This is a genomic window from Streptomyces sp. NBC_01214 (assembly GCF_026340975.1).
Lineage (GTDB): Bacteria > Actinomycetota > Actinomycetes > Streptomycetales > Streptomycetaceae > Streptomyces.
Genome location: NZ_JAPEOS010000003.1, coordinates 917,178 through 928,924 on the forward strand (window position 1 = coordinate 917,178; position 11,747 = coordinate 928,924).

12 protein-coding genes and 1 riboswitch are annotated in these 11,747 nt (G+C 72.8%); of the genes, 6 read left to right on the plus strand and 6 right to left on the minus strand.

Annotated features, from left to right (window positions below; all coding sequences use genetic code 11):
- Positions 1-83: 83 nt before the first annotated feature.
- Complete coding sequence (locus tag OG594_RS40480; protein ID WP_266607369.1) at positions 84-323, minus strand: hypothetical protein; 240 nt, start codon at positions 321-323, stop codon at positions 84-86.
- 487 nt (positions 324-810) lie between these two features.
- On the minus strand, positions 811-2,859 hold the full coding sequence (recQ, locus tag OG594_RS40485) for a DNA helicase RecQ (protein WP_266607370.1): 2,049 nt from the start codon (positions 2,857-2,859) through the stop codon (positions 811-813).
- Positions 2,860-2,956: 97 nt separating this feature from the next.
- Here recQ and OG594_RS40490 point away from each other — a divergent pair, with 97 nt between their 5' ends.
- From OG594_RS40490 to OG594_RS40510, 5 genes are all read left to right on the plus strand, one after another.
- Positions 2,957-4,168 carry a hypothetical protein gene (locus tag OG594_RS40490; protein ID WP_266607371.1) on the plus strand — a complete coding sequence of 404 codons (1,212 nt, stop codon included), beginning with the start codon at positions 2,957-2,959 and terminating at the stop codon, positions 4,166-4,168.
- 118 nt (positions 4,169-4,286) lie between these two features.
- Complete coding sequence (locus OG594_RS40495) at positions 4,287-6,347, plus strand: nuclease-related domain-containing DEAD/DEAH box helicase (protein WP_266607372.1); 2,061 nt, start codon at positions 4,287-4,289, stop codon at positions 6,345-6,347.
- Between the two features lie 148 nt (positions 6,348-6,495).
- Positions 6,496-7,230: an SDR family oxidoreductase gene (locus OG594_RS40500; RefSeq protein WP_266607373.1), complete on the plus strand. Its 735-nt coding sequence runs from the start codon at positions 6,496-6,498 to the stop codon at positions 7,228-7,230.
- Positions 7,227-7,706, plus strand: a complete 480-nt coding sequence (locus tag OG594_RS40505) for a nuclear transport factor 2 family protein (RefSeq protein ID WP_266607374.1) — start codon at positions 7,227-7,229, stop codon at positions 7,704-7,706. Before OG594_RS40500 ends, OG594_RS40505 begins: the two co-directional genes overlap by 4 nt.
- A gap of 250 nt (positions 7,707-7,956) precedes the next feature.
- Positions 7,957-8,751 (plus strand): peptidoglycan recognition family protein, encoded by a 795-nt coding sequence (locus OG594_RS40510; protein ID WP_266607375.1) that lies wholly within the window; start codon positions 7,957-7,959, stop codon positions 8,749-8,751.
- A gap of 19 nt (positions 8,752-8,770) precedes the next feature.
- Here OG594_RS40510 and OG594_RS40515 read toward each other — a convergent pair whose 3' ends face one another.
- Both OG594_RS40515 and OG594_RS40520 read right to left on the minus strand, forming a co-directional pair.
- Complete coding sequence (locus OG594_RS40515) at positions 8,771-9,220, minus strand: hypothetical protein (RefSeq protein WP_266607376.1); 450 nt, start codon at positions 9,218-9,220, stop codon at positions 8,771-8,773.
- Positions 9,207-9,695, minus strand: coding sequence for an Ohr family peroxiredoxin (locus tag OG594_RS40520; RefSeq protein WP_266607377.1), 489 nt, complete (start codon positions 9,693-9,695; stop codon positions 9,207-9,209). Before OG594_RS40520 ends, OG594_RS40515 begins: the two co-directional genes overlap by 14 nt.
- A 74-nt stretch (positions 9,696-9,769) precedes the next feature.
- Positions 9,770-9,832, minus strand: a riboswitch (guanidine-III (ykkC-III) riboswitch).
- A 112-nt stretch (positions 9,833-9,944) separates the two neighbouring features.
- Between OG594_RS40520 and OG594_RS40525 the strand changes: the two genes are divergently transcribed.
- A complete protein-coding gene (locus tag OG594_RS40525; protein ID WP_266607378.1) occupies positions 9,945-10,169 on the plus strand; it encodes a hypothetical protein in 225 nt (74 codons plus the stop codon).
- Between the two features lie 21 nt (positions 10,170-10,190).
- Here the strand turns inward: OG594_RS40525 and OG594_RS40530 are convergent, their stop codons facing one another.
- Positions 10,191-10,382, minus strand: a complete 192-nt coding sequence (locus OG594_RS40530) for a hypothetical protein (RefSeq protein ID WP_266607379.1) — start codon at positions 10,380-10,382, stop codon at positions 10,191-10,193.
- A 170-nt stretch (positions 10,383-10,552) separates the two neighbouring features.
- Positions 10,553-11,737, minus strand: coding sequence for a VWA-like domain-containing protein (locus OG594_RS40535; protein ID WP_266607380.1), 1,185 nt, complete (start codon positions 11,735-11,737; stop codon positions 10,553-10,555).
- Positions 11,738-11,747: the final 10 nt, after the last annotated feature.

An 11,747-nucleotide genomic window follows, 5' to 3' on the forward strand; every position in this document is an offset into this window, starting at 1 on the left:
ATTCGTATCGTCGGGCGGATGAGCGGACGGCCGTGAACCCCGGAGCCGTGGGGGATGATCCGGGGTTCACGGGTTATTTCCGATCAGAGACCGGCGCGACCGGAGTTCACCGAAACGCCGGTGATGCCGGTGACGAGACCGGGGACGTGGGAAACGATGCCGGTTGCGGCCTGGACGGTGTTGAGGGAGCCCACGACGCCCACGACGTTGTTGACATCGCTGGTCACGGCGCCGGCCAGGCCGCCAGACACACTGATGATGCCGCCGGACACGGCGTCCAGCTCGGTGTCGTCGATCTCACGGGTCTCAAGGTCGTTACGCATGGCGCGCACCTTTCATTGGGGGGAGGAATTCATCGCCGCGCGGCGGGCGGCACGAAACTCGGCCGCCGTTCCTGACTGCTGCGATGGGCAAGATGAAAGCACGCGAACGCGCCCCCCACCGAATCCCGTTGACTTCCCGTCACGTGCGGACGGCCGCCCCTGTCGACGGACGTGCAGCATGATTCACGGAATGATGGCGACTTCTTCACAAGATCGAGTAACAGATAAGGGTGGGAGGTTGCTTACAAGGAACCGAACAGGAGGAAGCGTCGTCAAACGGACAGGGCATATGCGGACAAATCGCCGTGCGGGGGAGGTGCGCTGTCGAGATCGCGAACGCCCTGTGCAGGTTTCCCGGGGGAGCGCGGGGTGACGAGCCCCTCACACCCGGTCGCCGGACGCCCAGGGCCGGATGCCCATGGGCCGGATGCCCATGGGCGCGGGGTGCCGCTGTCCCCCGACCCGACTCCCCGTGTGACCGGAACGCTTACTGCCAGTCGTCCCAGGGCGGCGGAGCCATCTCGTCCAGGTCGAAGGGCGGCTCGTCGAAGTCCGGTGCCGACGCCGCGGGCCGTGCGGCGGGGGGTGCGGCGGGCGGTGTCGCGGGCGGTGTCGCCGGGTGAGCCGGAGCGGCGGACTCGGCCGGCGGTGTGGGGGCGGGGGCCGGGACCGTGGCGGCGCACTCCGCCAGGGTGTCGAGGACGCCCTCGGCGTACTTGGCGAGCTTGGCCTCACCGACGCCGCCGATGGTGCCCAGTTCCTCCGTCGTGGTGGGCAGCCGCGTCGCGATCTCCCGCAGCGTCGCGTCGTGGAAGACGACGTACGCCGGCACGCCCTGCTCCTTCGCCGTCTCGGCCCGCCAGGCGCGCAGGGCCAGGAAGACCGGTTCGGCCGCGGCCGGCAGGTCGACCGGTACGCGGGCGCCCTTGCCCGAGCGCGATCCGGATTCCTTGCGGGCGGGTCCGGCGGGCGCCTTCTCCTTGCGCATCGAGACGCTGCGGCGTCCGCCCAGCACCTCGCCGCTGTCCTCCGTCAGCACCAGCGTCCCGTACTCGCCCTCCACCGCCAGCAGCCGCTGCGCCAGCAGCTGGCGTACGACGCCCCGCCACTCCGCGGTGCCCAGGTCCGCCCCGACGCCGAACACCGAGAGCGCGTCGTGGTCGAACTGGATGACCTTGGCCGTCTTCTTGCCCTGGAGGATGTCGATGATCTGACCGGCGCCGAACTTCTGCCGCCGTTCGTTCGCCAGTCGCCATACGGTCGACAGCAGCTTCTGCGAGGCGACCGTCGCGTCCCAGGACTCGCCCGGCGTCAGACACGTGTCGCAGTTGCCGCAGGGCGCCCCCGACTGACCGAAGTACGCCAGCAGCTGCACCCGGCGGCAGTCGACCGTCTCGCACAGCGCCAGCATGGCGTCCAGGTGCATGCTCAGGGACCGGCGGTGCGTCTCGTCGCCCTCGGAACCCTCGATGAGCTTGCGCTGCTGCACCACGTCCTGCAGGCCGTACGCCAGCCACGCCGTGGCCGGCTCGCCGTCGCGGCCGGCCCTGCCCGTCTCCTGGTAGTAGCCCTCGACCGACTTCGGGAGGTCGAGGTGCGCCACGAAGCGCACGTCCGGTTTGTCGATGCCCATGCCGAAGGCGATCGTGGCCACCACCACGACCCCTTCCTCCCGCAGGAACCGCGCCTGGTTGGCCGCGCGCGCCCGGGCGTCCATGCCGGCGTGGTACGCCACGGCGTCGATGCCCTGCTCCACCAGGAAGGCCGCGGTCTTCTCCACGGACGCCCGCGAGAGGCAGTAGACGACTCCCGCGTCGCCGGCGTGCTCGCTGCGGATCAGCTCCAGCACCTGCTTGAGCGGGTTGTTCTTCGGGGCGATCCGGTACTGGATGTTCGGCCGGTCGAAGCTGGCGACGAAGTGCCGGGCCTCCTCCAGGCCGAGCCGCGCCACGATCTCGGCGTGGGTGGCCTCGGTGGCCGTCGCGGTCAGTGCGATCCGCGGCACCTTGGGCCAGCGCTCGTGCAGCATCGACAGCGCGAGGTAGTCGGGCCGGAAGTCGTGACCCCACTGGGCGACGCAGTGCGCCTCGTCGATCGCGAAGAGCGAGACCGTCCCCCGGTCGAGCAGCCGCTGGGTGCTCTCGGTGCGCAGCCGCTCGGGGGCCAGGTAGAGCAGGTCCAGCTCGCCGGCGAGGAACGCCTGCTCGACGGCCTGCCGCTCGTACGGGTCCTGCGTCGAGTTGAGGAAACCGGCCCGCACCCCGAGGGCCGTCAGCGCGTTCACCTGGTCCTGCATCAGCGCGATGAGCGGCGAGATGACGATGCCCGTGCCCTCTCTGACGAGCGCCGGGATCTGGTAGCAGAGCGACTTGCCGCCGCCGGTCGGCATCAGCACGAGGGCGTCACCACCGCCGACGACCTGCTCGATGATCTCCTGCTGCTCACCGCGGAAGGAGCCGTAGCCGAACACGCGGTGCAGTACCTGCAGGGCGTCGGAGGTCTCGGTGGTGTCGGGGGAAGCGTCGGGGAGTGCCATCCACGAAGCCTATCGACACCCACCGACACCGGATCCCGTCCGCCCGGACCCGGAAAACGGGAGGGCCCCGCCGGGCGGCGCCCAGTAGCATCCCGGGATGGCGAAGACGATCAAGAAGCTGAGCCCGGAAGCGGGGCGGACCGACACCGAGGGCCTGCGCGCGTTCGACGCGGACGCCCTCGCGAAGTGCGCGGCCGACGCCGGCCAGCCGTGGTGGCGCCGCCGGGCCTGCGCGCAGGCCCTGGCCGGACGGGTGCCGGAGCGGCGCGTGCCCCGGTTGATCGCCTGCATCCAGGACACCGGTGACGTGAGCGAAGTGCGCATCGCGCTGCTGGGCCTGCTCGCGGACCGCCCCGAGCTGCTGCCCTGGCTGCGGCACGAGGACCGGCAGCAGGACGGCGCGTACGGCATGGCCGAGGCGGTCCTGGGGGCCCGCGGCGCGCTCGGCGACCTGACGGCGGCGGGCGCCCTGGCGACGCTCGCCTTCAACCCGTGGCGTCACCGGCGGGAAACCGGCGAGGAGGGCCTCGACGCGCTGGCCGCCCGGTACTGGTTCGAGACGGTGCTGGCCGAACTCGACGGGGCCCGGCCCGAGGACCGCTCCGCCGGCGTCCGCCTGCGCCACCACGCCGGCGAGGACGTCACCGATGCGCTCGCCGACCCCGACCGGGCGGTCGCGTACCGCGCCCAGGAGTTCCAGACCGACCCCGAACGGCTGCGCGGCTACCTCGCCGGGGCGCCGACCGAAGAGGCGAAGCTGTGGGCCCTGTACGCGCTGCACCGGCTGACCGATGACACCGCCGAGACCCGGCGGCGGTACGAGGAGCTGGGGCGGCCCCGGGTCGAGGTGGCCGTGGACGAGGAACTGCGCGCGGCGATCGTCCACGAGTACGGGCAGTGGGCCGAGGAGCGGACCGATCCGCGGTGGCGGATCGAGGCCGTGTGCACGCAGCCGCCGCCGGCTTCCGACCCGGCCGAGCAGCTACAGCGGGCCATGGCCGCCCTCAGCGCCGCGGGCCTCGCCCCGAAGCCGCCGGTCTCCTGCGGAGAGGACAACGGACAGGGGGACGGTACGTACCACGTGATCGGCTACGGCCCGAGCGACAGCAAGGTGTTCATCAGCACCCTCGGCCGGTTCGCCACCGATCACGACGACGATCCGGACGTGCGCCGTGCCCTCGAGTCCGCCGGCTTCCGCTGGATCGACCACGCCGTCGGCTCCATCCAGGTCACCGACCTCGGGGTGTACTACTTCGGCAGCCGCGACCCGTTGGACGTCCACACCCTGCTCTTCTACTGGCAGGACTAGCAGGACTAGCAGGACTAGCAGGACGAGCAGGACCGGGCCCGGCCGGCCCGGTAGGCGCCCTGCCGGCGCGGTTGCGTTCCGCCCTATGATCGTCACTCCGCGTACGAGGGGGGCTGGTATGGGGGCAGGCGGGGCGGCAGCGCAGCGGCCGCAGGACGCGCGGCGGCAGGAGCGGTTGCTCCGGGAACAGTGGGAGGCCGCCCGCCGGCAGGCCCTGCGGTGGGGAGCGGTCGGCGAGGGCGAACAGCGCGTCCTCGCCCAGCTGTTGGTGCTGACCGCGCGCGGGTGGCGGCTGCTCGTCGACCGACAGTGGTCCGGGGCGCGGACCGCTGACGCGGACGTGCTGCTGGTGGGGCCCGGTGGTGTCTTCGTCCTCCAGGTCACCGCCGGCGGCGAGCCGGGCGACGGACGGGCAGCCGGGCTGCTCACCGCCACGAAGGCCGCCGAGAGCGCGGTGGCGTCCCTCGGCATGTCACCGGTGGCGGTCCAGCCGCTCATGGTGTTGGCCGGGCGGCGTTTCGACGCGAGCCGCGGCCGGATACGGCTCCTGGGCGAACACGAGATCGGCCCGGTGCTGCTCTCCGAGCGCCACCGGCTGCGCGCGGAGTCGGTCCGTGCGATCGCCGATCATCTGGAGCGGGTGTTCCCCGGCTACGCGGGGTTAGCGGTCGACCTACAGCCGCCGCCGGCGCCCGAGCACCACCGACCGGGCTCCCCGGACGGGCTGTTCGACCTGGAAGGGCTGCGTGACGCGGCCTTGAAGGGGGCGCTGGAGGGGCCGATCGAGCAGTGGATGACCTTCCTCCACCCCGATCAGGTGGCGCTGGTGCGCCGCAACTGGGCGGGCCCGGCCCGCATCAGCGGACCGGCGGGCACCGGCAAGACGGTCGTCGCCCTGCACCGTGCGGCCCACCTGGCCCGGCGGACCACCGGCCGGATCCTGTACGTCACCTTCGCCAACAACCTGCCCCGGGTGCAGAGCACCTTCCTGCGGGCCATGGCCCCGGCCGTCGCCGATCGGGTGGACTTCAGCAGCCTCCACTCCTGGGCGCAGGAGTTCCTCCAGGAGCGGGGCACACCGGTACGGCTGCACAGGGACAAGGCCGAGACCGCCTTCAGCCTCGCCTGGAAGAACGTCGGCCGCCGGAGCCCCTTGGCCGAGCTCGACCCGGCCCCCGCCTACTGGCGCGAAGAGATCGACTACGTCATCAAGGGGCGGGGCCTCACCCGCTTCGAGGAGTACGTGAGCGTCCCCCGGCGGCGGCGGAAGGCGCGCCTGCACCGTGCGCACCGGCAGTCGATGTGGGAGCTGTACGAGGCGTACGAAGCGCTGCGCTGTGAGCGCGGCGTCCACGACTTCAACGACGTCCTCTCCCTGGCGCTGGCCGAAGCGGCCCGCCGGCGCGAGCAGCCCCCGTACGCGGCCGTGATCGTGGACGAGGTCCAGGACCTCACGCTCGTCGGCGTGCGCCTGCTGCACGCGCTCGTCGGCGACGTGCCGAACGGTCTGCTGCTCGTCGGCGACGGCCAGCAGACCGTGTACCCGGGGGGCTTCCGGCTCAGCGACGCGGGGATCGACATCCGCGGCGACCGGGGCCAGGTGCTGCGCACCAACTACCGCAACAGCAAGCAGATCCTGGACGCGGCCCTCACCGTCGTGGCCGACGACGCCTTCGAGGACCTCGACGGCGAGCGCACCTCGGGCCGCCGCGACGTCGACCTCACCTACCACGACGGGGACGTCGTACGCGTTGCCAGGCCCACGCTGGAAGCCCACGACGGGGCACTCCTGGACGCCCTGCGTTCCCTGCCCGACGGAGCGCCGGCGGACACCGCCCTGCTGTGCCCCTCCATGCGCGCCGTCGGCCACTACCAGCGGCTGCTCACCCAGTCCGGCATCCCGGTCTGCCTGTTGGAGCACTACGACGGCCGCGCGGTCGACGCGGTGAAGCTGGGCACCTACCGCAGGGCCAAGGGCCTGGAGTTCAAGAACGTCCTCCTGCCCCAGTACGACGCGGTGTTCGCGCACGGGACCCCGGCCGGCACGGCGGGCGGTACGGCGGGCGGTACGGAGACGTCGGAGACGGCCCGCGAGCGTGAGGAACTGCTCCGCAGCCAGCTCTTCGTGGCGATGACCCGGGCCCGCGACCTGCTCTGGCTCGGCCGCGTCACCACGTAGCGGCCGCGTCACCACGTGGCGCAAGAGAGTCGCAGCCTAGGGCGCGGGGAGGCGTGCTGCCAGGGTGCGCTGCGTCCTGGTCGGTCTGTTGCGGCTTGTCCAGACTCGGTCGGGCGGGTTCATCCGCTTAACGAGGAGTAGGGCAGCGATGAGGAACGAAGCCAAAGTGGTGGCCATCACCGGAGCCAGCAGCGGGATCGGGGAGGCGACGGCCCGGCGGCTCGCCGCCGACGGCCACCGGTTGCTCCTGGGCGCGCGGCGCGGCGATCGGCTCGCGGCGCTCAGCCGGGAGATCAACGAGGCAGGTGGTACGGCGGCCTTCCAACGGCTGGACGTCACCGACGCCGCCGACGTGCAGGCCTTCGTGGCCGCCGCCCGGGAGCACTACGGCCGATTGGACGTCATGGTCAACAACGCCGGGGTGATGCCGCTCTCGCCGCTGGCCGCGCTGAAGGTCGACGAGTGGGACCGGACGATCGACGTGAACGTGAAGGGCGTGCTGCACGGGATCGCCGCCGCCCTGCCGGTGATGCGCGCCCAGGGCGGCGGGCACTTCGTGAACGTCGCCTCCGTCGGCGCGTACGAGGTGTCGCCCACTGCGGCCGTCTACTGCGCCACCAAGTTCGCCGTGCGCGCCCTGTCCGAGGGGCTGCGCCAGGAGTCGGACGGCTCCGTCCGGGTCACCCTGGTCTCTCCGGGCGTGACCGAGTCGGAGCTGGCCGAAGGGATCTCCGATCCTGCCGCGCGCGAGGCCATGAAGGCCTATCGCGCCGTGGCGCTGCCGGCGTCCGCCATCGCCGGAGCCATTGCCTATGCCGTCGCCCAGCCGGCCGAGGTCGACGTCAACGAGATCGTCGTACGCCCTGCTGCGAGTGCGCAGTGACCACGGGGACCGAAGGGACGTACGAGGACCTGCTGCGCCGACTGCGGGTCCTGGAGGACAAGGAAGCGTTGCGGCGGCTCATGATCCGCGGTTGGCGGGCGCTGGACCGCAAGGACTGGCGGACCTGGAGCGAGTGCTGGGCCGATGACGCGGTGCTGGACTTCGGGCCGTGGGGAGAGATCCAGGGGAGGGAGTCGGTCCGGGCGAAGGTGGAGCAGGCGGAGGCGCACTTCCCGAGCATGCAGCACCACATCCTGAACATGGACTTCCAGGTGAAGGACGACCGTGCGACGGGCATCGGGTACATGTGGTTCGTTGCCGTGACCGGAAGCGGGCAGACCTCTTCGCCCTACTCCATGGGCGGTCCGTACGACTGGGAGTTCCGCCGGGATCCCGAGGGCGGCTGGCTCCTGGTCCGCCAGCGTCTCGGCGTCTGGTGGACCGACGGGGAGCAGACGCCCCAGGGCCTCGGCTAGGCCGTCTTTTGCGGATCTTGCCGGGCCCGCAGCGCCCGGCACCGCACCTGATCCCCCAGACTCCGTCCGGGGGACCCCCAGGTTGTCGGGGCGCCCGAGTGCGTCCAGGACGCGGCGCGCTCGAAAGAGACGACCCAGGCCGTGTCGTACGCCGAGGACTCCCGGTAGGGCCACCGATGGTGGTACGTCCGGGGGTTGCGCGGTGTGTCTGCGCGGTCGGTGGCGGCGGAGTCCCCTTCAATGGCGCCGCATGACCTCCTCCGCACTGCACCAGCCGTCGGCGCGCGCCGCGGCCCCGTACACCCGCCGGTCGGTCCTCACGGGTGCCTTCGCCCTGACGGCCGCCGCGGCACTGCCGCTCGCCACGGCGGGGCGGGCGTACTCCGCCGCCGGCCCGGACATCATCGGCTGTGCCGCCTGGGGTGCGCGGGCGGCGTCCGAACCCGTCGTCGTCCTGGCCAACGGCCCGGAGCGGATCATCGTCCACCACACGGCGACGGCGAACGTGACGGACTACTCGAAGCAGCGCGCCTTCGCCCTCGCCCGCGCCATCCAGACGTACCACATGGACATGCAGGGCTGGATCGACACGGGTCAGCACTTCACCGTCAGCCGCGGGGCCTTCGTGCTGGAGGGACGCCACAACAGCCTGGCGGAGCTGCGCACCGGCACCCGCCAGGTGCGGGCGGCACACTGCGTGGGCCAGAACACCGTGTCGATCGGCATCGAGAACGAGGGCACGTACACCTCGCAGGACCCGCCGGCGGCGCAGTACGCGGCCCTGGCCGACCTGTGCGCCCACGTCTGCGACCAGTACGGCCTGCCCGCGTCGGAGATCTACGGCCACCGCGACTTCAACGCCACCTCCTGCCCCGGCGACCGCCTCTACGCCATGCTCCCGACCCTGCGCAGGGACGTCGCCGTCCGACTCGGCACGCCCCTGTCGCAGGAGGCGGCCGACCCGATCGAGGACCTGGTCCGCCAGGCCACCGGTCGGCCGGCTACGGATTACGCGGAATACCTCCCGGCGGGTCTCCTGTCCTGACGGTCCGCCGCCGCCCGGGCTACAGCCGCCAGTACGTACCGGCACGGGCATCGACGTGCACCACGTGGCGGCCGACGCGCACCACGTGGTGGCCCGGGCCGGACCAGGAGCCGCAGGCGCCGTCGGCAGCGGGCAGCGGGGTCCAGATCTCCAGGAAGGTGCTGCCGTCCGGGTTGGTGCCCCGCTCGACGAGGTTTGCACCGTCCCACCGGAAGGTGCCGGCGTCTTCGCCGGGCTCGCCGGTGAGGTGGTGGAAGTGCACCTGGGAGCCGTCGAAGGACGTCGTACCGGCGAAGCCCCGGCTGTCGGCGTAGTACGACCCGGCCTGCAGCCACACCACTTCGCGGTCCTCGACGAGGGGTCCGCCGTCGCGGCTGATGCCGCGCCGCAGCCAGGCGCCGTGCTCGGGCACGGGGACGCCGGGGCCGTCCGGGAGGCGCCCGCCCGGCCCGGGCTCAGGCGCGGTCATCGGCGGCGGACCCGGCGGACCCGGTGGCCTCGGTGGCCCCGGCGGCATCCGCCACGGCCAGGAGCGTCAGCGGTACGTTGCCGCGCACGGCCTGCGAGTACGGGCAGACCGCGTCCGCCCGGTGCAGCAGGGGCTGGAGGTCCGCCGCCCGCCACCCGGGCAGGCTGACGGTGAGCGTCACCGCGAGGCCGTAGCCGGCGGGCGTGTCCGTGGTGCCGAGCTGGACCTCGCAGGCCACCCGTGCGGTGGAGGCGTCCGCCCCGAACTCGACGGCGACCTCCGCGAGCGCCGAGGTGAAGCAGGCGGCGAAGCCGGCCGCGAACAGCTGCTCGGGGTTGGTGGTGCCGGGCACCTTCTTGCGCGGCGGGGCGAGGCGGACGTCCAGGCGTCCGTCGTCCGTGCGGACGGATCCGGTACGTCCCCCCGCGGCGTGCGCGGTCGTCCGGTACAGGCTGCGGGTGAGTGGCACGGTCATGGCGTACGCCCATCTTGCTCGACGAGGACGCTGCCCGGGTGCGGACAGCGGACGGCGCTGCTCGTGCAGCACCTCGCGCGTCGTCGTGCGTAACCGGGTACGGCGCATCTCGTCCGGGGCCTTGGACCGGCCGCCGGACAATCTAGCAATGCGGGCGGCGGTCGGGGACGTCCCCCGCGGTGAAGTTCCTCACGGGGCCGGCGCCGGCCCGCCCGCCGGCGCCGCGGCCCCGCTCCCTAGACTCGGCCCGTGGACGAGATGAGATGCACGTACTGCGGTGGCGTCGGCCTGGAGCCGGGTTTCGTCGAGGACGCCGGCGAGGGGGCCCGGGGGTACGCGCGCTGGATCGCCGGGGCGATGGAACGCGGCCTGTTCGGCGGTGCCAAACGGCTGGGAAAGCCCCGGCGGCGCATCGAGGCGTACCGCTGCCCGCACTGCGCCCACCTGGAGCTCTTCGCCACCGAAGCCGTCTGACGGCCGGCCGCCGCGCCCGAGTCAGGGCGCGTGGTGCTGGATGCCCCGCTGACCGGGTACCCGGGTCGACCGGGGAGCGCCCGGGCGGCGGCGGTCGGCCCGCTGTCGCCGGCCCGGGAACGGGTTGCGCCGCACGGTGGCGCTGGGGGCCGCGATCAGAAGGGCGACAAGTGCGAGGACCGCGACGAGGATGAGCACGTTGACGAGGTTCATGGTCCTGCCTTTCGTCGAGTGTTGACTGCCTGTCACTACATCTTGTTACCGAATTGCGGGTCGTTAAACACAGAGGGTGACAAGATGCGTCGTTCAAGGTCGTGTTGGTGCCGTGCCGGCAAAGGCTGCCGGATGCACGTCACTTGGCGAATCGGCCGCACCTGCCGCCCTCACGTGGCCGGGTCGACGCGTACGGTCTCCACCCAGGACGGGGGCGCGGGCGGGGCGTTCCCGACCAGCGCGGCGATCAGCCGGCAGGACGGCGTCTCGTCCGGCCACGGCGTGAACCCGTCGGTCAGTACGACCACGATGTTCGGCCGGTCGGGCAGGGCCAGGGCCGCGCCGATGCCGACCCGCATGTCCGTCCCCCCGCCACCGGCCAGGGTCACCTCGCCGGCACTGCGCACCCGGGTCACGGCGTGCACGTCGGCGTCGCACGCGAGGACGGCGACCCGGTTGCCGCCGACGCCCACCTCCCGCAGGACGCCGGTGACTTCGGCCAGCGCGGCCGCGAGCTCGCCTCGGCCCATCGATCCCGAGGTGTCGATGACGACGGCCACCCGTGGCAGCGGCCTGCGCAGACTGGGCAGCACCACCCGGCCGCCGAGCGCGGGCGTCCGGCGCGAGGGGCGGCGGTACGTGTAGTCCACCGCGCCGGCCGCCCACGCGGCGGCCTCGCGGACCGCCCCCGCCAGAGCCCGGCGCCAGTCGACGGAGGGCTCCAGGACTTCCTCGGCCCAGCGGGCCCAGCCCTCGGGGACCCGCCCCCGGGTGCGCCGGTGGGCCCGTACGGCCTCGGCGGTCTGCCGGCGCAGGGCCTCGGCCTCCACCGGTCCGACCCGGGCGGGGCCGCCGTCCTCGCCCAGCTCCCAGGGCCCGGGGGTGCCGTGCGCACCGGAACCGCAGTCCGGCCCGTGGGGCGTCGGGGGGATCGCCGGCAGGTACGCCTCGAACAGGCCGCCCGTGGGCAGGCCGTAGAGCCTTGGCTCCATCCGGCCCTCGGGCAGCGCCAGCCCGTCGGCCAGCAGGTCGTCGTTGATCTCGCAGTCCTGGGCGATGTTGACCCGGACCGGATCGCGCTGGTCGGCGGCGGGCAGGCGCTCGGCCCGGCCGTGGTGGTCGCGCAGCAGGTGCGCCACCTCGTGGATCCACACCCCGGCCAGCTGGGCCACCGGGGTCGCCTCGACGAAGGCGGGCGAGACGTAGCAGCGCCAGTGCCGGTCGACGCCCATGGTGCGCACCCCGGCCGAAGGGACGACGGTCAGGGCGTACAGCGCGGAAGCGAGGTACGGACGGGTCTCGGCGGCCTTGTACCGGGCCGCCAGCAGCTTCGCGCGGTCCAACTCCGGGCGCACGGCGCAGGAC

What these genes read in the sequence shown, in the direction of transcription:
- OG594_RS40480 (WP_266607369.1), bottom strand. Translation starts at nt 323, where the DNA reads ATGCGTAACGACCTTGAGACCCGTGAGATCGACGACACCGAGCTGGAC.
- recQ (WP_266607370.1), bottom strand. Translation starts at nt 2,859, where the DNA reads ATGGCACTCCCCGACGCTTCCCCCGACACCACCGAGACCTCCGACGCC.
- OG594_RS40490 (WP_266607371.1), top strand. Translation starts at nt 2,957, where the DNA reads ATGGCGAAGACGATCAAGAAGCTGAGCCCGGAAGCGGGGCGGACCGAC.
- OG594_RS40495 (WP_266607372.1), top strand. Translation starts at nt 4,287, where the DNA reads ATGGGGGCAGGCGGGGCGGCAGCGCAGCGGCCGCAGGACGCGCGGCGG.
- OG594_RS40500 (WP_266607373.1), top strand. Translation starts at nt 6,496, where the DNA reads ATGAGGAACGAAGCCAAAGTGGTGGCCATCACCGGAGCCAGCAGCGGG.
- OG594_RS40510 (WP_266607375.1), top strand. Translation starts at nt 7,957, where the DNA reads ATGACCTCCTCCGCACTGCACCAGCCGTCGGCGCGCGCCGCGGCCCCG.
- OG594_RS40515 (WP_266607376.1), bottom strand. Translation starts at nt 9,220, where the DNA reads ATGACCGCGCCTGAGCCCGGGCCGGGCGGGCGCCTCCCGGACGGCCCC.
- OG594_RS40520 (WP_266607377.1), bottom strand. Translation starts at nt 9,695, where the DNA reads ATGACCGTGCCACTCACCCGCAGCCTGTACCGGACGACCGCGCACGCC.
- OG594_RS40530 (WP_266607379.1), bottom strand. Translation starts at nt 10,382, where the DNA reads ATGAACCTCGTCAACGTGCTCATCCTCGTCGCGGTCCTCGCACTTGTC.